The organism is Streptomyces sp. NPDC058619 (assembly GCF_042717785.1).
Lineage (GTDB): Bacteria > Actinomycetota > Actinomycetes > Streptomycetales > Streptomycetaceae > Streptomyces.
In genome coordinates this window covers 109,025-127,597 of record NZ_JBHXQN010000002.1, presented here as the reverse complement: position 1 = coordinate 127,597, position 18,573 = coordinate 109,025, and the positions used below count along the sequence as shown (strand labels likewise).

The following is an 18,573-nucleotide window of genomic DNA, read 5'->3' as shown; positions in this document are numbered from 1 at the left end:
ATGGGTTCAAGGCGTTGTTCCGGTACGGGTGCAACGCCCGTGGACTCCTCCGGAAGGCAGGGAAACTGATGCGTCACAGTCGACGGAATGGCTTGATCGCGGCGGTGGTTGCGGGAGGTGGGCTGGCGGTCGCGGGTGTGGGTGGCCTGGCCCACGCCGATGCGGACGCGGCGGGGAAGGCCGAGCGCTCCCCGGGGCTGCTCTCCGGGAACCTGGTCCAACTGCCCGTGAACACACCGGTGAACCTGTGCGGCAATACCGTCAACGTGGTCGGCGTGCTCAACCCGGCCGCCGGGAACCGATGTGCCAACGAGGCGCCCGGGAGCGGTCGGGACCATCCGGGGCCGAGGTCCGGACACGCCTCGAACTCGGGCCCGAACACCGCGGGTCACGGCGGCGGGGCGGTCGCCGACGGGCACGGAAAGGATTCACCCGGGGTGCTGTCCGGCAACGGGCTCCAGCTGCCGATCGACCTGCCGCTCAATGTGAGCGGCAATTCCGTCAACGTCGTCGGCATCGGAAACCCCTCGACCGGCAACACCTCCGTCAACGGCGAGACGCCCAGCGGACCCAAGCCCGTCCAGCCGCCCGTCCGGCCGCCCGTCGTGAAGCCGCCCGTGACGCCGCCGGCGCCGGAGACCCGGACCCTGCCTCCGCGGCCCGCCGAGCCGCGACCCGGCGAGGCGCTCGCGCACACCGGGGCCGACGGCGTCGGCTACCTGCTGCCCGGCGGGGGAGCGCTGCTGCTGGGCGGGGTGCTCCTCTACCGCCGGTTCCGCCTCAACTGACCCCTGCCGTACGCCAGCCGTCGAGGACCGCGTCGATCTGCGCGGCCAGCCGGGCGCGGGCCGCGAACCGGGGGACCCCCGCCATCAGCAGGGCGTCGTACTCGGTGTCGACGTGCCGCACCGCCGCGCGGACCGCGAACGAGACGGCCGGTTCGTCGAGCGCCCGGCCGGCCGCGCTGCGCCCCACCCGGCCGCTGCCCCGCACCGAGGCGTGGGCCGCGATCGACTGCGCCCGGTCTGCGGGGCAGCCCGGGAACAGCCGCCGTATCTCCGCCGCGAACGCGGCGGTGAACCGGGTGTCCTCGGCCGCGCGGCGCAGCCGGTCACGCTCCCGGCGACGGGCCCGGGCCTCGGCGTCCGCGAGGCAGGCGAGCTCCGCGCGAGCCAGCGCCGCGTCCTCGACGAGCAGGCCCCGGCGCTCGTAGCGCCGCCGGCGCTTGTCGAAGCGGACGACGACGGCGGAGAGCGAACTGGCCTCGCGGGAGCGGCGGGTGAGCGCCGCGTCCCCGCGGGGCAGGAAGACCAGGTGCCCCAGGTCGGCGCAGTCCAGGCAGCGCGGCACGCCGCACTCGCGCACGAGGTGCCGGAGCGGGCCCTGCCGGCACTCGGCGCAGTTGATCTGCTTCAGGGACTCGAACACCACCAGGCTCATACGGGTGTGATACCGCCGTGCGGGCCCTCTATCACCTGGTGGAGCAGGGAGGTTGGTGTTTCACCGATTCCTTGGGGACGGGGTGAGGTCCTCCTACGGTGGGGTCGAGCGGACCGGGACCGGTCCGGCCGGGGAGGGCACATGGGCGGGTGGCAGGCGACGGTACGGCCCGCCGGGGCGCGCGTCGCCCCGGCGCCGGCGGGCCGGGAGGTGGTCATCGCGCCGGGCGGCTGCACCGGCTGGCACTATCACCGCGTCCCGCTGAACGCCGTCGTCCGCGCGGGGACGCTCACCCGGGTCCTGCACGACCGCACGGTCGTGGTGCACCGGGCCGGATCCGCCTTCGTGGAACCGGCCGGCATCGACCACGTCCACCTCGGCCACAACCTGGGCAGCGAGCCGGTCGTACTCCACGTGACCCCCGGTTTCCGCACGCGTGCGGGGACCCCCTTCGCCATAGCGACCCCCGCCCCGCACGGTGTCACGCGCGCGGTGTGCCGCGAACACGCGCTCTGAGCGCGCGCCCTGAACAAGCGCCCTGAGTAAGTGCCGTGGCCGCGCGTCGTGACAGCGCGTCGTGGCCGCGCGGGGCGAGCCCGTCCGCGTGAGTTGTCCCGGCCCCGACCGGCACCGCCCCGGTGCCGGGTCCCGGCCGCCTCCACCCCGCGTACCCCCGTGCTCACACCAGGCGGCGTATCTCTCCGCGCACCCGGTAGAAGCCTCCCGAAGCCGGGTGCAGCCCGTCCACCACGTACCGGGCGCCCGCCTCCCGTATCCCGCGCGGGAACTGGACGTTCCACGAGGGCTCGAAGCCGCCCGTTACCACCTGCACCCGCGTCCGGCCGCCCTGCTGGACGCACTCCACCACCACGCCGCCCGCCGGGGCCGCGGCCACCGAGACCGTCGCCACCGCCGAGGCCGACGCGGCCGGGGTGTACACGGGCAGCGCCGCCGCCGACTTCACGTCCATCGCCGCCGGAACGGATCCCTGCTGGGCGGCCGCGATCGCCTGCTCGCTCGCGTCCACGCAGACCAGCGAACCGTCCGTGGTGACCAGGTACAGCCGGCCGTCCAGGTACTGCATGGACAGCGCGGACCCGCACCCGGTGCCCAGCTTCCACAGCCGCCGCCCGTCCGCGTCGAAGCAGTACACCGACGAGGAGTAGTCGCCGGCGAAGACGTGCCTGCCGTCCGGCGAGGTCGCGCACGAGTACACGGCCGCGTCGCACAGGTACGAGGCCTCCACCGCGCCGGTGGCCTTCGACAGCCGCTTCACCGCGTGCCGCCCGGTGCCCGCGTAGACCGCGTGCTCCTCCTGCCAGCCGAACAGCACGGAGCCGCCCGTGTCGGTGTGCCACAACTCCCGCCCGCCGTCGGCGGCGTAGGCTGTGACGCCGTTGCTGTGCCCGTGGTAGACGCCCCGCTCGTCGGCCCTGACCATCCAGGCGCTGGAGCCGCCCGAGCGCCGCGACCACTGGAACTCGTCTTCGTGGTCGATGACCGTCAGACCGCCGCTGCGGTCGGACACGTTCAGCACGCCCTCGCGGATGTCGAGCCAGAAGATGTCCACGTCGGCGGCTATGTCGTATGCCCCGAACGGCACCTTCGAGGACAGGTCGTACACCGTGCCGTCGTCACAGCCCGCGTAGATCCAGAACTCGTCCGCCACCAGGCACTTCACGCCGTCCGGCAGCGAGTACCGGGCCAGCACCTCGCCGCTGTGGCTCAGCGTGTAGACGTCCCCGGCCTGGTTGCCCACCCAGCAGCGGTCCTCGTCCACGTGGATGCCGAACGCCGAGGATCCGGTGCGGAAGCGCCACAGGACCGGGGCCACCGACCGCGCCGTGGACGGTGCCGAGGTGACCTGACGGCGGGTCACCGAACGGGCGGTGCGCTGCCCGCGCACGGCCGTGGCGTACCCCTTGCGGACCTTCTCCCCGACCTTCTTCGCGGCGGCCGCCCGGGCCTTCTCGACCGTGGGGAAAGAGGAGCTCTGCACCTGGCCGTCCGCACCGATGCGTCCGTACCGCACGGTGACGTCCGCGCCGTCGACCGTCACCTCGTAGAACTTGTGCGCGGCGCCGTCCTCCTGCGACAGCTCCAGGTACGTCGTCTCCCGAGCCATGACAGACCCCTCCCCAAGGTCGGGCCGCCGACTCCTGTCCGCCGGTGATCCCTCGTGAAAAAGCTAAGGGCCGCCACTGACAATGGTCGGGTGCAGTGGGAAGCGATCACATGGCAGCGGATGGCCGAGCGGCTCGCCGGTCACCTCGACGGGCCCGCGGCCGCGCCGGAGGAAGGCGCCTGGCAGCGCGTGGGCATCGACGGTGCGCCCGCCGCCGGGACGGGCGTGCTCGCGCAGGCGCTCGCCGACGCCCTGCGCCCGCGCGGACGTTCGGTACTGGTGGTCCCGGTGGCGGGATTCCTGCGGCCGGCCTCCCTGCGGTACGAGTTCGGCCGCGAGGACGTGGACTCCTACCTCGGCGGCTGGTTCGACACGGCCGCGCTCTGGCGGGAGGTGTTCGGCCCGACGGAACCCGGCGGCACCGGCCGGGTACTGCCCGACCTCTGGGACCCCGTCACGGACCGGGCCACGCGCAGCCCGTACGCGCACCTGCCGCCCGGCGCGGTGGTGATCGTGCACGGACCGCTGCTGCTCGGCCACTGGTTCCCCTTCGACCTGAGCGTCCACGTCCGGCTCTCCCCGGGTGCGCTGGCCCGCCGCACGGAGGAGTCGGCGCGCTGGACCCTGCCCGCCTTCGCCCGCTACGAGGCCGACACCGACCCGGCGTCGGCCGCCGACGCCGTGGTCCGCGCCGACGACCCCCGCCACCCCGCCTGGACCGGCATCCGCGGCACCGGGGCCCGGGCCGCCGGGGGCTGACACGAGCGGCCGTCCGGACCGTCGGCCGTCTCCTTGCCGTCCTGCCCGCCCGTCCAGCCCGGCTGTGTCCGCGCCGCCCGTCCACCCCGGCTGTGTCCCCGCCGCCCGTCTTGCCCGTCCGTCCGCGCCGCCTGTCCTGCCGGCCCTTATCCGCGCCGCCCCTCCCGTGCGGGCCTACCCCGGCCGGCCCCCCAGCCGGGTGACCGCCGACGCCGCCGCCCGGCAGCCCGCGCGGGCGGCCTCCGCCGGGTCGGCACCCCCCAGCCGGGCCGCGAGGAAGCCGCCCGTGAACGCGTCGCCCGCGCCCGTGGAGTCCACCGCCTCGGCCGGCGCCGCCTCGACCTCGGCGGTGATCCGCCCGCGCTCGGCCACCAGCGCCCCGGCCGCGCCCCGGGTCACCACCACCAGCGGCACCCGCAGGCTGAGCTCCGCCGCCGCCCGGCCCACCCCCGCCGGCTCCGGCAGCCCGGCCAGCAGCCGCGCCTCGTCCTCGTTCGGCAGCAGTACGGCCGCCCCCGCCACGGCGTCCAGGAACCGGCCCGGACCCAGCGCCGCCAGGAACCCCGCCGAGGCCGGGTCCACGCTCACCGGAACCTCCCGCGCCACGGCGGCCCGCAGCGCGACCAGGGCCAGTTCCCGGCTGCTCCCGGCGAAGAACAGGTAGCCGGACAGGTGCAGGTGGGCCACCCCGTCCAGCAGGTCCGGCGCCCAGTCGGCGGGGGAGAGCCGCAGCGAGGCGCCGCTGTCGGTCAGGAACGTCCGCTCCGCGTCCTTGCCGACCAGCGCGACCACCGTCCCGGTCGGCTCGGCCGGATCGACCACCAGCCGGGGCCGCACCCCGGCCTCCCGCAGCGCCCGTTCGTGCCACGGGGCCGATTCGGAGCCGACCCGCGCCAGGAGGCGTACCTCCGCGGTCCCCGTACGGGCCGCCCAGCAGGCCGCGTTGGCCCCGGCACCGCCCGGGAGGGTGCGAATGCGGGCGGCCGTGTCCGTGCCCGGCGCCAGCGGCTCCGGATGGACCGCCACCACGTCGGTCACCACGTCCCCGACGACCAGCAGCGCCCCGCGGCCCGCCCCCGGTCCCGTCCTGCCCGCGCCGTTCTGCGCCGGCCGCCCCGTCATGCCCGCGCCGCCCAGGCCCCCGCGATGGCGGCCCCGAGCCGCACGTTGCCCCGTACCGCCGCCAGGTTCGCCTCCAGGGAGGCCCCGCCCGTCGCCTTCACCAGGAACCCCAGGAGGAACGGCGTCACCGCCTGCCCCGTGATCCCGCGGCCGCGGCACTCGGCGAGCGCCTCCGCCAGCACCCGTCGGTGCAGCTCCGGATCGAGCTGGTCCGCCTCCGCCACCGGATTGGCCACCAGCAGCGCCGACTCCGGTCCGCCGAGCGCGTCCTGGGCGGTCATCACCCCGGCGACCTCCTCAGGCCGGTGCACGGTCCAGTCCACCGGCTCGCCGGAATCGGCCAGGTAGAACCCCGGGAACCGGTCCGTCCGGTAGCCGAGCACCCCCACCCCCAGGGTTTCCAGCCGCTGGAGCGTCCCCGGTACGTCCAGGATCGACTTCACCCCCGCGCAGACCACCGTGATCCGCGTCCGGGCCAGCAGCGCAAGGTCCGCCGACTCGTCCTGGGTCTGCGCCCACTTCCGGTGTACGCCGCCCAGCCCGCCGGTGGCGAAGACCCGCAGGCCCGCCCGCGCGGCCAGGAACGCCGTCGCGGACACCGTCGTCGCGCCGGTCGCCCCCGTCGCGAGCGCGGGCGCCAGGTCCCTGTGGCCGAGCTTGCGCACGCCCTCGCCCCCGGCGATCCGCTCCAACTGCGCCTTGTCGAGGCCCGCGTACGCCACCCCGTCCAGCACCGCGATGGTCGCCGGAACGGCGCCCTCAGCCCGGACCAGCGCCTCCAGTTCGGCGCCCACGGCCAGGTTGCGGGGGCGGGGCAGACCGTGCGCGATGATCGTCGACTCCAGGGCCACGACGGGCCGCCCCCGGTCGAGCGCCTCGCGCACCTCTGGCGACAGGACCGGGACCTCGGATGCTGTGTGCTGTGACATGTCCCCATCCATGGCACGGGATCCGGGCACCCAAACGCCCTCCCGCCCCTCCCGTCCCAAGCTGTCCGAGTACTGCCCCCGCCGCGGCCGGGCTGGACAGGGTGACTCGCCGGGCGGGCCGTTCCTGGACGCTGTGGTCACCGCGCGGCGCGGGCGGCCCGGATTAGGCTGGCGCGCCATGAGCACCAGTGACCACCACGCCGCCGCGCCCGCCGCCGACCCCGCTTCCGCCGGGCCCGCCGCCCCCACCGCGCCCGCATCCTTCGCCGTCAGCCTGCCGGACGTCCCCGACGCCGAGCTGGAGGCCGAGGAGCTCGACCCCGGTCAGATCCTCGCGGGCGAGCCGGTCGTGACGGGCAAGGTGCTGTGGGAGTCGCCGGACGGCAAGCAGGTCCGCGGGATCTGGCAGATCACCCCGGGGGTGGTCACCGACACCGAGGCCGACGAGCTGTTCGTGGTCGTCAGCGGCCGCGCCACCATCGAGGTCGAGGGGGGCGGGACCCTGGAGGTGGGGCCGGGCTCGGCGTGCGTGCTGCGGGAGGGCGACCGGACGACCTGGACCGTGCACGAGACGCTCCGCAAGGCCTACCACATCAGCTACTGAGCCCCTTGGGGTCCTTGGCGTCCCTGAGCCCCTCGGGGTCCTTGGCGTCCTCGGGGTCGCCCAGGCCTGCGGGTCCCGGTGCGGGGTGGCGGCGCGCGGTGAACAGCGCGAGCGCCGCCATCGGCAGCAGCAGCCCGGCGCCGATGGCGTTCAGCCAGCCGTAGCTCGCCTGCGCCATGACCAGCCCGGCGGCCGCGCCGCCCAGGCCGGCGGCGGCGTTCATCGTGAGGTCGCTCAGGCCCTGCGCGGCGGCCCGCGCGGGCTGCGGCACCGAGTCCGTCAGCAGCGCGGATCCGGCCACCATCCCCGCGGACCAGCCGAGGCCGAGCAGGAACAGGCCGAGGGCGCTCTGGCCGTGGTTCGGCCCGGCCGTCCCGGCGAGCAGCGCGGCGACCGACAGCAGCCCGGCCGCCAGCCCGATCACCGCCAGCCGGCCGATGCGGTCCGCGAGCCACCCCATGACGGGGGAGAAGGCGAACATGCCCGCGATGTGACCGCTGATCACCAGCCCGACGAGCTCCAGCCCGGCCCCGTGGTGACCCAGGTCCATCGGGGTCATGATCATGATCGAGACCATGGTGGTGTGGGACACCGTGACGGTGAGGAGGGCGAGCCGCGCCCGCGGCGAGGCCTTCACGGCGGCGATCCCGGCGCGCAGCGAGCGGCCCTCCCGGGTCTGCTCCCCGGGCGCGGCCAGGGCCCGGGCCGTCAGCAGCGGGTCCGGCCGCAGGAGTACGGCGATCAGCGTGCCGGTCAGCAGGAAGACGGCGGCGGCCCACACGAAGGGCCCCGCCGTCTCGGGTATGGAGGTACCGGCGAAGCTGCGGCTGGCCGGGGCGGACAGGTTCGGCCCGAGCACCGCGCCGACGGTGGACGCCCAGACGACGACCGAGATCGCCCGGGCCCGGTGGTCCGGGGCCGCGAGGTCTGCGGCGGCGAACCGGGCCTGGAGGTTGGCCGAGGAGGCGGCGCCGAAGGCGGCCATGCCGAGCAGCAGCAGCGGGAAGTTCCGGACGGTGGCGGCGAGGACGACGAGGGCCGCGCCCGCCGCGCCGATCGCGTACGCGAGGACCAGGCCGGGCCGGCGGCCGCGCGCGGTCATCAGCGCGGCGAGGGGGAGCGAGAGGAGGGCGGTGCCCACCACCGAGGCGGTGGAGGCGAGCCCGGACAGCGCCTCGGTACCGCTGACCTCGGTGGCCAGGACGGGCGCCAGGGCGATGCTGATCGGTACGCCGAGCCCGCCGAGCGCCTGACTGGCGATCAGCACCCCGGAGGTGCGGCGCTGCAGCCGGACGAGGTCCGCCGGGTCGACGGGCGAAGCCGTCCGGGCGGTACGGGGCGAGGAGGTCACGCCGCGCACCCCGGACAGGAACGCGGGGCGGCGGCGGGCGCGGCGGCGGGGGCGGCGGTAGAGGTCACCGCGGCAGTCTCGCACCCCGCTCCGCGCCGCGGAACAGGGACTTCGGCGGCCGGGGCATCGACCCGCCCACCGCTCCAGGTACTGACCGGATACGGCCCGGGCACTGACCTGGGCACCGCACCGGGCGCCGACCCGCCCACCGGTCCAGGTGCTGACCGGATACGGCCCGGGGGCACCGAACGGGGCGCCGGCCCAGGCGCCGGCCCAGGCACCGGCCACGCAAGCCCCGGCTCCCGCCCGGCAGCCCGCGTGGGGCCAGGTGCTGGGCGCTGCGCCAGGGCCTCGGCGGGCCGGATGTGTGGCGGCCCGGCAAGGTGCCGGCGGAGGCGGGACCGGGGTCGGTGCCGGTGGGCACGCGTCGTACGGGCGGCCGAGGGGCCAGGGTCCGGGCGGCTCCGGCGCTGGAGGGCGTACGTCGAGTCCCACGGCCCGCATCGAGCCCGGTGGCGTCCACGGGCTCGGCCCGGCCCGTCGCAGCGGCTTCACGCGTCGGCCCGGCCCGTGGACGTACGCCGGCCCGAGGCTGCCCGCGTCGAGCCCGGTGGCTCCGCGGCTGCGGCCGCGCTGCCCTCCGCGGCGCGAGCCGGTTGGCGCGGGCTGTGCGCCGGTAGCGGCCCGGTCGTGCCGCGGAGGGACGTCCCGCGCCCGGTCCCCCGCCCCGCGTACGCCCCTTGCCCGGCCTCCGGCTCCGCGGGGTCGGGCGCGGCTGCCGATGGGCTCCGCGGCTTCGGCGGGGCCGCGGAAGGCCCCCAGCGCCCCGTCCCGCGACCCGCCCCGCCCCGGGACACGGCGGGGCCCCGGTCCCGCGACCCCGGTCCGTCAGAACAAGGGCTGCGGCAGGACGCCCTCCAGGGCGAGCAGCAGGCGCTTGGTCTCCACCCCGCCGCCGAAGCCCCCGATGCCCCCGTCGTTCTCCACGACCCGGTGGCAGGCCACCACCAGCGGGAGCGGGTTCGACCCCATGGCGTTGCCCACGGCCTGGGCGGCGCCGGGCTGGCCGACCCGGGCGGCCAGCTCCCCGTAGCCGACGACCGCCCCGTACGGCACGGAACGGTCCAGCTCCCGCAGGACCTGCCGGTTGAAGCCGGAGCTGAGCCGCCAGTCCAGCGGCAGCTCGAAGCGCCGCAGTGTGCCGGCGAAGTACGCCCGGAGCTGCCGCAGCGGTTCGGCCAGCAGCACTTCCGTGCCCGGCGCGGGCCGCCACGCGTCGGCGCCGAGCCGGGAGACGAGCGGGCCGATCATCGCGTCGACCCGGTCCGGTCCGGCGTGGAACTCGACCCGGACCAGCCCCTCCGGGGTCGCGGCCAGGAGCAGGGGACCGATGTCGCTGGGGACGACGGTCCATTCGAGGCGCGGCCCGCGGGGCCGCTCGGTGCTGTCCACGGTGCTGTCCACGCGTTCACCGTACGTCGCACCTCCGACAACCCCGGCGAAGGCCCGCCCCTCCGCCCGCCCCGAGACCCAGGCCCCCGCCCGGCGGCGTCAGAGGACGTCGACCGCGTCCCGGACCACGTCCGGCGCGTTGGTGATGATCCCGTCCACCCCCATGTCGCGCACCTTCCGGGCCGTCGCCGCGTCGTCCACGATCCAGGTGTCCACCTCCATCGTCCGGCCGTGGGCGCCGAGCAGGCCGTGCACCGCCGTGACCCAGTCGGCCGAGATCGTGGTGTGCCACGGGTTGATCCGGTCCGTGAACTTCGCGTACAGCGGCAGGTCCGCCACGGAGGGCGTCCCCAGGAAGGCCGTGATGAGGTCCGGCCGCAGCTCGTGCACCATGCGGACGCTGTCGGCGCTGAAGCTCTGCACCACCAGGCGCTGCGACACGTGGCGCTCGTCGAGCCAGCCGGCCGCCCCCAGCACCTTCAGCGTGTCCGCCTCGATCCCCGGGTAGAGCTCCGGCTTCTTGATCTCCAGCAGCAGCCGTTGCTGGTTGCGCTGCACCCGGTCCAGGTACTGCCGCAGGGTGGGCACCCGGGCGCCCGCGAACTCGTCGCCGAACCAGCTGCCCGCGTCCAGCCGGGAGATCTCCGCCGCCGTGAAGTCCCTCACCCGCCACGGCTTGCGGTCGGGGAACACCTCCTCGACGTCGGTGGTGCGGGCCAGGGTGTCGTCGTGGATCACCACCAGCTCGCCGTCGCCGGTGCGCTGCACGTCGTTCTCGACCCAGCCGAAGCCCAGGTGCATGGCCAGGTCGACGGCGTCGAGGGTGTTCTCCGGCGCGTACGCCGAAGCCCCCCGGTGGGCGTACACCACCGGGGTCGCGAAGACGTCGGCGGCGGTTCCGGGAGCCGACGGGCGGGACGGGAGGGTGGGGGAGGCTGCGGAGGAGGCTGTCCCGCCGAGCACGGTGAGGGCGAGGCCCAGGAAGGCGGCGGCTGCCGCGGCGGCGGGTCGGACGACGTACATGTGCGTTCTCCTCGGGTCGTGAACCCTGCTCCCGGCTCAAACGGGCGCGGAGCGGAAGATGTTGCGGCGGCACTTCACGGAGATCTCTTCACGGCGATCATGGCGGCGAAGATCACCGGGCCGCCACCGAACTACGACAAACGGACCAGACCCGTGCAGACCCGTGCAGACCGGCCGGACCCGCCGGAGCCCGCGGACCCGCGCCTTTGCGTGAGTGTCAGTGGCGGGTCGTACGGTTGACCCATGCGGCCCGTATCGAAGATCGAACGCACGGTGGCGCCTTTCGAGGTCGTCAGCTCCTACCAGCCCAGCGGCGACCAGCCGGCGGCCATCGCCGAGCTGGAGAAGCGCGTCCGCGCAGGTGAGAAGGATGTCGTCCTGCTGGGCGCGACCGGCACCGGCAAATCGGCGACCACCGCGTGGATGATCGAGAAGCTCCAGCGCCCCACCCTGGTCATGGCGCCGAACAAGACCCTCGCCGCCCAGCTGGCGAACGAGTTCCGCGAGCTCCTGCCGAACAACGCCGTCGAGTACTTCGTGTCGTACTACGACTACTACCAGCCCGAGGCCTACGTCCCGCAGTCGGACACCTACATCGAGAAGGACTCCTCGATCAACGAGGAGGTGGAGCGGCTGCGCCACTCCGCGACGAACTCCCTCCTCACCCGGCGCGACGTCATCGTCGTCGCCTCCGTGTCCTGCATCTACGGCCTCGGCACCCCGCAGGAGTACGTCGACCGGATGGTCCCCCTCAAGGTGGGGGAGGAGTTCGACCGCGACCAGCTGCTGCGCCGCTTCGTCGACATCCAGTACACGCGCAACGACGTGGCGTTCACCCGCGGCACCTTCCGGGTGCGCGGCGACACCATCGAGATCTTCCCGGTCTACGAGGAACTGGCCGTCCGCATCGAGATGTTCGGCGACGAGATCGAGGCCCTGTCCACCCTCCACCCGCTGACCGGCGAGGTCATCAGCGAGGACCGGGAGCTGTACGTCTTCCCCGCCAGCCACTACGTCGCCGGCCCCGAGCGCATGGAGAAGGCGGTCCGCGGCATCGAGGCCGAGCTGACCGCGCGCCTCGCCGAGCTGGAGAAGCAGGGCAAGATGCTGGAGGCCCAGCGGCTGCGCATGCGCACCACCTACGACCTGGAGATGATGCGCCAGATCGGGTCCTGCTCCGGCATCGAGAACTACTCGCTGCACATGGACGACCGCGAGCGCGGCTCCGCGCCCAACACCCTCATCGACTACTTCCCCGAGGACTTCCTCCTCGTCATCGACGAGTCGCACGTCACCGTCCCCCAGATCGGCGCGATGTACGAGGGCGACGCCTCGCGCAAGCGGACCCTGGTCGACCACGGGTTCCGGCTGCCCTCCGCGCTCGACAACCGTCCGCTGAAGTGGGAGGAGTTCCAGGAGCGCATCGGCCAGACCGTCTACCTGTCGGCCACCCCCGGCAAGTACGAGCTCTCCCGGGGTGACGGATTCGTCGAGCAGATCATCCGCCCCACCGGCCTCATCGACCCCGAGGTTGTCGTCAAGCCCACCGAGGGCCAGATCGACGACCTGGTGCACGAGATCCGCCAGCGGGTCGAGAAGGACGAGCGCGTCCTGGTGACCACCCTCACCAAGAAGATGGCGGAGGACCTCACCGACTACTTCCTGGAGCTCGGCATCCAGGTCCGCTACCTGCACAGCGACGTGGACACCCTGCGGCGCATCGAGCTGCTGCGCGAGCTGCGGGCCGGCGAGTACGACGTCCTGGTCGGCATCAACCTGCTCCGCGAGGGCCTGGACCTGCCCGAGGTCTCCCTCGTGGCGATCCTCGACGCGGACAAGCAGGGATTCCTGCGCTCCGGCACCTCGCTGATCCAGACCATCGGCCGCGCGGCGCGCAACGTGTCCGGCCAGGTCCACATGTACGCCGACAGCATCACCCCGGCGATGGCGCAGGCGATCGACGAGACGAACCGGCGCCGCGAGAAGCAGGTCGCCTACAACACGGCCCACGGGATCGACCCGCAGCCGCTGCGCAAGAAGATCAACGACATCGTCGCCACCATCGCCCGCGAGGAACTGGACACCGAGGAGCTCCTCGGCACCGGATACCGCCAGGCCAAGGACGCCAAGGGCACCAAGGCACCGGTTCCGGCGCTCGGCGGCAAGGCGGACCGGGCCGCGGCGGGCAAGGGGGCGAAGGGCGCCAAGGGGGCCCGATCCGGCGCGGTGCCCACCGACCGCCCGGCCGCCGAACTGGCCGCTCTCATCGAGCAGATGACCGAGCGGATGCGCGGTGCCGCGGCCGAGCTGCAATTCGAGGTGGCCGCCCGGATCCGCGACGAGGTGGGCGAGCTGAAGAAGGAGCTGAGGCAGATGAAGGAAGCGGGCCTCGCCTGACCCGGACCCTGTCAGTAGGGTTGGTGCACAGCCGCGGGTACACGCTGCGCGCCCGATGTCGGGGCGGGCTATGGAGAGGGGACAGCGAGTGACGGTCAACATGACCAAGGGTCAGGCCATCAATCTGCAGAAGGCGGACGGGGGCACGCTGACCGCGGTCCGGATGGGCCTCGGCTGGCAGGCGGCGAAGCGCCGCGGGCTGTTCGGTTCGCGGACCCGGGAGATCGACCTGGACGCGTCGGCGGTGCTCTTCGCCGACAAGCAGCCGGTGGACGTCGTCTTCTTCCGGCACCTGCAGAGCGACGACGGCTCGGTCCGGCACACCGGTGACAACCTCGTCGGCGGCGCCGGCCAGGGCGGGGACGACGAGTCGATCCTCGTCGACCTGCAGCGCGTGCCGGTGCACATCGACCAGATCGTCTTCACGGTGAACTCGTTCACCGGTCAGACGTTCCAGGAGGTGCAGAACGCGTTCTGCCGCATCGTCGACGAGACCAACGGCCAGGAGATGGCCCGGTACACCCTCGACGGCGGTGGCCAGTACACCGCGCAGATCATGGCGAAGGTGTCCCGCGTCGGCACCGGCTGGCAGATGACGGCCCTCGGGAACCCGGCCAACGGCCGCACCTTCCAGGACCTCATGCCGTCGATCCTGCCGCACCTGTAGCAGTACCGGACAAGAGAAGAAGGCACGGGGGAGGGGCTGCACGATGACGGCCGAACTGGTCCGGGGGCAGAACCACCCCGTGTCCCACAGCCGGGTGGAGATCAGGGTCTCGGCGGGCACACCCGTGCTCGCCCTGGCCTCGCTCGCCGACGAAGGGGGCCGGCTCGCCGGCCCCGAGGCACTGGCGCACCCGGGCGCCCCGACCCTCCCCGGTGTCCGCTCACCGGAGGAGTCCGCCGAGCGGCACGCCTTCCCCGTCGACCTCGACGCCGTTCCCGCGGCCGTCCACACGGTCGGCGTGGTGCTGGTGCTGCCGCCCGGCGGCCCGGCGCGCTTCGGCGCGGTACCGGCCTCGTACGTGGCCGTGGCCGACCCGGAGGGCGCCGAGCTCGTCGGGTACACCCTGACGGGGCTCGACGGCGAGAGCGCCGTGGTGGCGCTGGAGCTCTACCGGCGCCAGGGCGCCTGGAAGGTCCGCGCGGTCGGCCAGGGGTACGCCGAGGGCCTGCGCGCCCTGCTGGCCGACGGCGGACTCGCGGCGCAGGAGGCCGCCGAGCTGGCCGCCGCCGCGCTGCGGACCGCCTCGCGGAGCGGCGGGAGCGACGCCACGCTCGCCACCATGCCCACCCTCGTCGGCGACCTGCGCGCCCCGCGGACCCCCGACGAGGCGCCCGCGGCCGCTCCCGAGCCGCCGGACCCGCTCCCCGTCTCCCCGACCCCGTACGCCGGCACGCCGGGCCCCGGGCCCGGTGGTGACGCCTCACCGCCGACGATCGGCGCCGGCACCCTCAGCTACGTGCACCCGCGGCGCCGCCCGAGCAGCACCGAGCCGCCCGAGCCGGCCCCCCGGGCCGCGGCGCCGGCCGAGCCCGGCCGGCCCCCGCGGCCCGTGGCCGGGGACGCCGGAGGCTGGTCCATGGAGGAGCGGCTGTACAACCAGGTCTGGGGCATGTTCGAGGACCTGGCCCGCTCCGTCGCCGCCTACCGCAGCGCCGTGGAATTCGCCGACTCCCGGATGGACCGCGAGCTCGACGACGCCCTGTCCGACCCGCGCCACCGCCTCGGCGGCTCCGGCAACGCCGCCCGCGACACCGCGCGGGCCCGCCGCGACGACCTCGTCGCCCAGGCCCGGGCCGTGCTCGACCGGGACCTCGTCCAGCTGGTCGCCGAGTGCGAGGTCGTCGAGCCCGCGCTGCCCGCCGCGTACGCCCGCTGGGACAACCCGGTCTGGCACGGCCACCGCATCCCCGAGGAGAACCCGCTGGCCCTGCGCCTGGGCGAGCTGCACCTCCCCGAGCGGCCCGACCTGCGCATCCCCATGCTGGCCCGGGTCCCGCTGGAGCGGGGGCTCTGGATCGACAACGGCCGCACCGGTTCCGAGGCCGCGATGGCCATGGACACCGACCGGCTGCGCCGGGCCGCCATGGACATGGCCGTCGCCCTCGCGGCGCGGCTGCTCGCCGTCCACCCCGGCGACCGGTTCTCCGTCCACGTCATCGACGCCGCCGGGGCGGGTGCCGCATCCCTGGCGCCCCTCGTCCGGGCCGGGGTGCTGGCCGGCCCGCCCGCGGCCGGGGCCGCCGGGGTCACGCAGACCCTGGCCGAGCTGACCCGCCGGGTGGACCTCGTACAGATGGCGCTGCGGGCCGGCGCCCCCGAGGACCTGCCTCCGGACGTGGACACGGCCGATCAGCTGCTGATCGTGCACGACTTCCCGCACGGGTTCGACGACCGGGCCGTGACCCGTCTGCGCTACCTCGCCGACGAGGGTGCGGCGGTCGGCGTACACCTGCTGATGGTCGCGGACCGTGACGAGGCCTCGGCCTACGGGCCGCTGCTGGACCCGCTGTGGCGGTCGCTGATGCGGCTCTCCCCGGTGCCGGACGACCACCTCGCCGACCCCTGGGTGCGTCACGCCTGGACGTTCGAGGCGGACCTTCCCCCGCAAGGCAGTCAGGTCCTTGACCAGGCACTGAGGCTGATCGCGGAGGCCCGCCGGACCAGCCGGCCCTGAGCGGGGACGGCCCGCGGCGGCGGGCTCCTAGACCGTCCTATGACCGGTTCTTGGTAGTCCCTTTACCTTTCCCGGCTCGGCCGGGTACCCTGGTGAGCGCGGAGGGGAGTATTCCTGCTTTCCTGCTACGGCGTGCCCGTCAATACGGACTGCAATCGGTCCCGGGGCGTCGGCCCACGGCCTCCAGGCCGCCCGGGTGGAAGAGACCTCCGGCAGCGATGACGCTGACGAAGTCCTGAGCCATCCGCCGGAGGCGCGTTCACCATGGAAGTTTCCTGGGCCCTGTGGGCACTGACCATTCTCGGTCTGTCCGTTCTCATCGGAGCCGATTTCTTCATCGGCCGCAAACCGCACGACGTGTCCATCAAGGAAGCCGGCATCTGGACGGTCGTCTGGGTCGTCCTCGCCGTGATCTTCGGCCTCGGCCTGTGGTTCTTCGGCAACGGACAGGCGTCCCAGGAGTTCTTCGCGGGGTTCATCACCGAGAAGTCCCTTAGCGTCGACAACCTGTTCGTCTTCGTCCTGATCATGGCGAAGTTCGCGGTCCCCTCCCACCTCCAGCAGCGGGTGCTGCTCATCGGCGTGCTGATCGCCCTGGTCCTGCGCGCGATCTTCATCGCAGCGGGCGCCGCGATCATCGCCAGCTTCTCGTGGGTCTTCTACATCTTCGGCGCGTTCCTCATCTACACCGCCTGGAAGCTGATCCAGGAGGCCCGCAAGGACGAGGACGACGAGGAGTTCGAGGAGAACCGCCTCCTCAAGTCCGTCGAGAAGAAGTTCGGCGTCGCGGACCGGTACCACGGCACCAAGCTCTTCATCCAGAGCAACGGCAAGCGCATCCTGACCCCGCTGATGGTCGTCATGCTCGCCATCGGCACCACCGACGTGCTGTTCGCCCTGGACTCGATCCCCGCGATCTTCGGCCTCACCCAGGACCCGTACATCGTCTTCACGGCCAACGCCTTCGCCCTCATGGGTCTGCGCCAGCTGTACTTCCTCATCGGCGGCCTGCTGAAGAAGCTGGTCCACCTCAGCTACGGCCTGTCGATCATCCTGGGGTTCATCGGCGTCAAGCTGGTGCTGCACGCCCTGCACGAGTCCGGGGTGCACGTACCGGTGATCTCCATCCCGGTCTCGCTCGGCGTGATCTGCGGTGTCCTGGTCATCACCACGATCACCAGTCTCATCGCCTCCAAGAAGCAGGCGGCGGCCGAGGCCGCCGCCCACCAGGAGGACAAGAGCGTCGACGCGTAACAGCGGGCGCACCGAGTTCGGCGGCCGCCTTCCGCAGGCCTATGCGGGGGCGGCCGCTTCGGCTGTCCCCGTCCGGGTCCGCAGCACCACCGGGTTCGTCTCCGGCAGGAGCGCGAAGCAGACCAGGCTGACCAGGGCCACCCCGGTCAGGTAGACCGCGACCGCCCAGGGCGGTCCGGAGCCGTCCGCGAGCGCCGTCGCCACGATCGGCGTCAGGGCGCCGCCCAGCACGCCGCCGAGGTTGTAGCCGACGGCCGCACCGGTGCAGCGGATCCGCGGGGCGTACAGCTCCGGGAGGTACGCACCCGCCACCGAGAACATCGTGACCATGCCCAGGAGGCCCACGGCGAAGCCCGCGGTCATCAGCAGCGGGTCGGCCGTGCGCAACAGCGCCACCAGCGGGAACATCCACACCACGCAGACCGTGCAGCCGATCAGGCACAGCGGCCTGCGGCCGTAGCGGTCGCCCAGCATGCCCAGCAGCGGCGTCGCCAGCCCCTTCACGGTCACGGCGGCCATGATGCAGGCCAGCATCGCCGTGCGGCCCACGTCCAGGTGCTCGGTCGCGTACGCGAGGGACCAGGTGGTCACCGCGTAGAAGACGGCGTACGCCGCGGCGAGCGCACCGCCGGTCAGCAGGAGCAGCCGCCAGTGTCCGCGCACGACCTCGGCGAGCGGGGCCTGCGCCCGGCGGCCGGTCTCGGCCAGCGCGAGGAACTCGGGCGACTCCTCCACCGCACGGCGCAGCCACAGCCCGGCCAGGGCCAGCACTCCGGCGGCCCAGAACGGAACCCGCCAGCCCCAGGACGTGAACTGGGCGTCGGTCAGCGTGGCCGACAGCGCCAGGATGATGCCGTTGGCCAGCAGGAAGCCGACCGAGGGCCCGATCTGGGGGAAGCTCGACCACAGGCCGCGCCGCCGCTCGGGGGCGTGCTCGGCGGTCAGCAGCACCGCGCCGCCCCACTCGCCGCCGAGCCCCAGGCCCTGGAGGAAGCGGAGCACGAGCAGCAGGAGGGGCGCGGCGATGCCGATCGAGTCGTACGTCGGTACGCAGCCGACGGCGACCGTGGCCACGCCGGTGAGCAGCAGGGAGCCGAGGAGGACCGGGCGCCTGCCGTAGCGGTCGCCGATGTGGCCGAAGACCGCCGATCCCAGCGGGCGGGCGAGGAAGCCGACGCCGAAGGTGCCGAAGGCGGCGAGGGTCCCGGCGAGGGGCGAGAAGGACGGGAAGAAAAGCGGGCCCAGGACTAGGGCGGCGGCCGTCCCGTAGACGAAGAAGTCGTAGAACTCGATGGCGGTTCCGGCCAGCGAGGCCGTGGCGAGCCGCAGCATGCCGGGCCGGCGTCCGGCGCGTCTGAAGCGTCCGGTGCCGGGGGGCGGTGGGGCCCCGGGGGCGGGCGGGGCCTTGGTGGGCCGCGCGGTGGAGGAGGGGGGCG

At 74.0% G+C, this 18,573-nt stretch carries 16 protein-coding genes; 8 read left to right on the top strand and 8 right to left on the bottom strand.

What is annotated here, in order from left to right; genetic code table 11:
• Window positions 1-104 precede the first annotated feature (104 nt).
• A complete protein-coding gene (locus ACFWTC_RS02605; RefSeq protein WP_383915194.1) occupies window positions 105-788 on the top strand; it encodes a chaplin in 684 nt (227 codons plus the stop codon).
• On the opposite strand, the gene ACFWTC_RS02600 is transcribed toward ACFWTC_RS02605, so the two are convergent.
• Window positions 781-1,440 carry a DUF2293 domain-containing protein gene (locus ACFWTC_RS02600; protein WP_383915193.1) on the bottom strand — a complete coding sequence of 220 codons (660 nt, stop codon included), beginning with the start codon at window positions 1,438-1,440 and terminating at the stop codon, window positions 781-783. The two genes, ACFWTC_RS02605 and ACFWTC_RS02600, sit on opposite strands and share 8 nt — an antisense overlap.
• Window positions 1,441-1,581: 141 nt before the next feature.
• Here ACFWTC_RS02600 and ACFWTC_RS02595 point away from each other — a divergent pair, with 141 nt between their 5' ends.
• Window positions 1,582-1,956 (top strand): cupin domain-containing protein, encoded by a 375-nt coding sequence (locus ACFWTC_RS02595; protein ID WP_383915192.1) that lies wholly within the window; start codon window positions 1,582-1,584, stop codon window positions 1,954-1,956.
• 163 nt (window positions 1,957-2,119) lie between these two features.
• On the opposite strand, the gene ACFWTC_RS02590 is transcribed toward ACFWTC_RS02595, so the two are convergent.
• Window positions 2,120-3,565: a WGR domain-containing protein gene (locus ACFWTC_RS02590; RefSeq protein ID WP_383915191.1), complete on the bottom strand. Its 1,446-nt coding sequence runs from the start codon at window positions 3,563-3,565 to the stop codon at window positions 2,120-2,122.
• Window positions 3,566-3,655: 90 nt separating this feature from the next.
• Between ACFWTC_RS02590 and ACFWTC_RS02585 the strand changes: the two genes are divergently transcribed.
• Window positions 3,656-4,324 carry a uridine kinase gene (locus ACFWTC_RS02585; RefSeq protein ID WP_383915190.1) on the top strand — a complete coding sequence of 223 codons (669 nt, stop codon included), beginning with the start codon at window positions 3,656-3,658 and terminating at the stop codon, window positions 4,322-4,324.
• 174 nt (window positions 4,325-4,498) lie between these two features.
• Here ACFWTC_RS02585 and ACFWTC_RS02580 read toward each other — a convergent pair whose 3' ends face one another.
• Window positions 4,499-5,446 carry a carbohydrate kinase family protein gene (locus tag ACFWTC_RS02580; RefSeq protein WP_383915189.1) on the bottom strand — a complete coding sequence of 316 codons (948 nt, stop codon included), beginning with the start codon at window positions 5,444-5,446 and terminating at the stop codon, window positions 4,499-4,501.
• Window positions 5,443-6,375 carry a pseudouridine-5'-phosphate glycosidase gene (locus ACFWTC_RS02575; protein ID WP_384025350.1) on the bottom strand — a complete coding sequence of 311 codons (933 nt, stop codon included), beginning with the start codon at window positions 6,373-6,375 and terminating at the stop codon, window positions 5,443-5,445. The genes ACFWTC_RS02580 and ACFWTC_RS02575 overlap by 4 nt, the downstream gene beginning before the upstream one ends.
• A 178-nt stretch (window positions 6,376-6,553) precedes the next feature.
• Between ACFWTC_RS02575 and ACFWTC_RS02570 the strand changes: the two genes are divergently transcribed.
• Entirely contained in the window at window positions 6,554-6,979 is a 426-nt protein-coding gene (locus ACFWTC_RS02570) for a cupin domain-containing protein (protein ID WP_384025347.1), read from the top strand.
• Here the strand turns inward: ACFWTC_RS02570 and ACFWTC_RS02565 are convergent.
• The 3 genes from ACFWTC_RS02565 to ACFWTC_RS02555 all read right to left on the bottom strand — a co-directional run bounded on the left by ACFWTC_RS02565 (window position 6,969) and on the right by ACFWTC_RS02555 (window position 10,805).
• On the bottom strand, window positions 6,969-8,330 hold the full coding sequence (locus tag ACFWTC_RS02565) for an MFS transporter (protein ID WP_384025772.1): 1,362 nt from the start codon (window positions 8,328-8,330) through the stop codon (window positions 6,969-6,971). The genes ACFWTC_RS02570 and ACFWTC_RS02565 overlap by 11 nt on opposite strands.
• Window positions 8,331-9,218: 888 nt before the next feature.
• Window positions 9,219-9,782, bottom strand: coding sequence for a methylated-DNA--[protein]-cysteine S-methyltransferase (locus ACFWTC_RS02560; protein WP_383915244.1), 564 nt, complete (start codon window positions 9,780-9,782; stop codon window positions 9,219-9,221).
• A 99-nt stretch (window positions 9,783-9,881) separates the two neighbouring features.
• The gene (locus tag ACFWTC_RS02555; RefSeq protein WP_384025344.1) at window positions 9,882-10,805 is read right to left on the bottom strand and encodes a glycerophosphodiester phosphodiesterase; all 924 of its coding nucleotides are present in this window, start codon (window positions 10,803-10,805) and stop codon (window positions 9,882-9,884) included.
• A gap of 243 nt (window positions 10,806-11,048) precedes the next feature.
• Between ACFWTC_RS02555 and uvrB the strand changes: the two genes are divergently transcribed.
• From uvrB to ACFWTC_RS02535, 4 genes are all read left to right on the top strand, one after another.
• Window positions 11,049-13,202 (top strand): excinuclease ABC subunit UvrB, encoded by a 2,154-nt coding sequence (gene uvrB, locus ACFWTC_RS02550; protein WP_383915185.1) that lies wholly within the window; start codon window positions 11,049-11,051, stop codon window positions 13,200-13,202.
• 88 nt (window positions 13,203-13,290) lie between these two features.
• Entirely contained in the window at window positions 13,291-13,869 is a 579-nt protein-coding gene (locus ACFWTC_RS02545; protein WP_383915184.1) for a TerD family protein, read from the top strand.
• 43 nt (window positions 13,870-13,912) lie between these two features.
• Window positions 13,913-15,883: a TerD family protein gene (locus ACFWTC_RS02540; RefSeq protein WP_383915183.1), complete on the top strand. Its 1,971-nt coding sequence runs from the start codon at window positions 13,913-13,915 to the stop codon at window positions 15,881-15,883.
• Window positions 15,884-16,147: 264 nt separating this feature from the next.
• Complete coding sequence (locus ACFWTC_RS02535; protein ID WP_383915182.1) at window positions 16,148-17,137, top strand: TerC family protein; 990 nt, start codon at window positions 16,148-16,150, stop codon at window positions 17,135-17,137.
• Between the two features lie 39 nt (window positions 17,138-17,176).
• Here the strand turns inward: ACFWTC_RS02535 and ACFWTC_RS02530 are convergent, their stop codons facing one another.
• Window positions 17,177-18,469, bottom strand: coding sequence for an MFS transporter (locus tag ACFWTC_RS02530; protein ID WP_383915181.1), 1,293 nt, complete (start codon window positions 18,467-18,469; stop codon window positions 17,177-17,179).
• Window positions 18,470-18,573: the final 104 nt, after the last annotated feature.

Excerpts from the sequence above, each read along its gene's own strand:
- ACFWTC_RS02600 (WP_383915193.1), bottom strand. The coding sequence starts at position 1,440 with ATGAGCCTGGTGGTGTTCGAGTCCCTGAAGCAGATCAACTGCGCCGAG.
- ACFWTC_RS02595 (WP_383915192.1), top strand. The coding sequence starts at position 1,582 with ATGGGCGGGTGGCAGGCGACGGTACGGCCCGCCGGGGCGCGCGTCGCC.
- ACFWTC_RS02590 (WP_383915191.1), bottom strand. The coding sequence starts at position 3,565 with ATGGCTCGGGAGACGACGTACCTGGAGCTGTCGCAGGAGGACGGCGCC.
- ACFWTC_RS02580 (WP_383915189.1), bottom strand. The coding sequence starts at position 5,446 with ATGACGGGGCGGCCGGCGCAGAACGGCGCGGGCAGGACGGGACCGGGG.
- ACFWTC_RS02575 (WP_384025350.1), bottom strand. The coding sequence starts at position 6,375 with ATGTCACAGCACACAGCATCCGAGGTCCCGGTCCTGTCGCCAGAGGTG.
- ACFWTC_RS02570 (WP_384025347.1), top strand. The coding sequence starts at position 6,554 with ATGAGCACCAGTGACCACCACGCCGCCGCGCCCGCCGCCGACCCCGCT.
- ACFWTC_RS02555 (WP_384025344.1), bottom strand. The coding sequence starts at position 10,805 with ATGTACGTCGTCCGACCCGCCGCCGCGGCAGCCGCCGCCTTCCTGGGC.
- uvrB (WP_383915185.1), top strand. The coding sequence starts at position 11,049 with ATGCGGCCCGTATCGAAGATCGAACGCACGGTGGCGCCTTTCGAGGTC.
- ACFWTC_RS02540 (WP_383915183.1), top strand. The coding sequence starts at position 13,913 with ATGACGGCCGAACTGGTCCGGGGGCAGAACCACCCCGTGTCCCACAGC.
- ACFWTC_RS02535 (WP_383915182.1), top strand. The coding sequence starts at position 16,148 with ATGGAAGTTTCCTGGGCCCTGTGGGCACTGACCATTCTCGGTCTGTCC.
- ACFWTC_RS02530 (WP_383915181.1), bottom strand. The coding sequence starts at position 18,469 with ATGCTGCGGCTCGCCACGGCCTCGCTGGCCGGAACCGCCATCGAGTTC.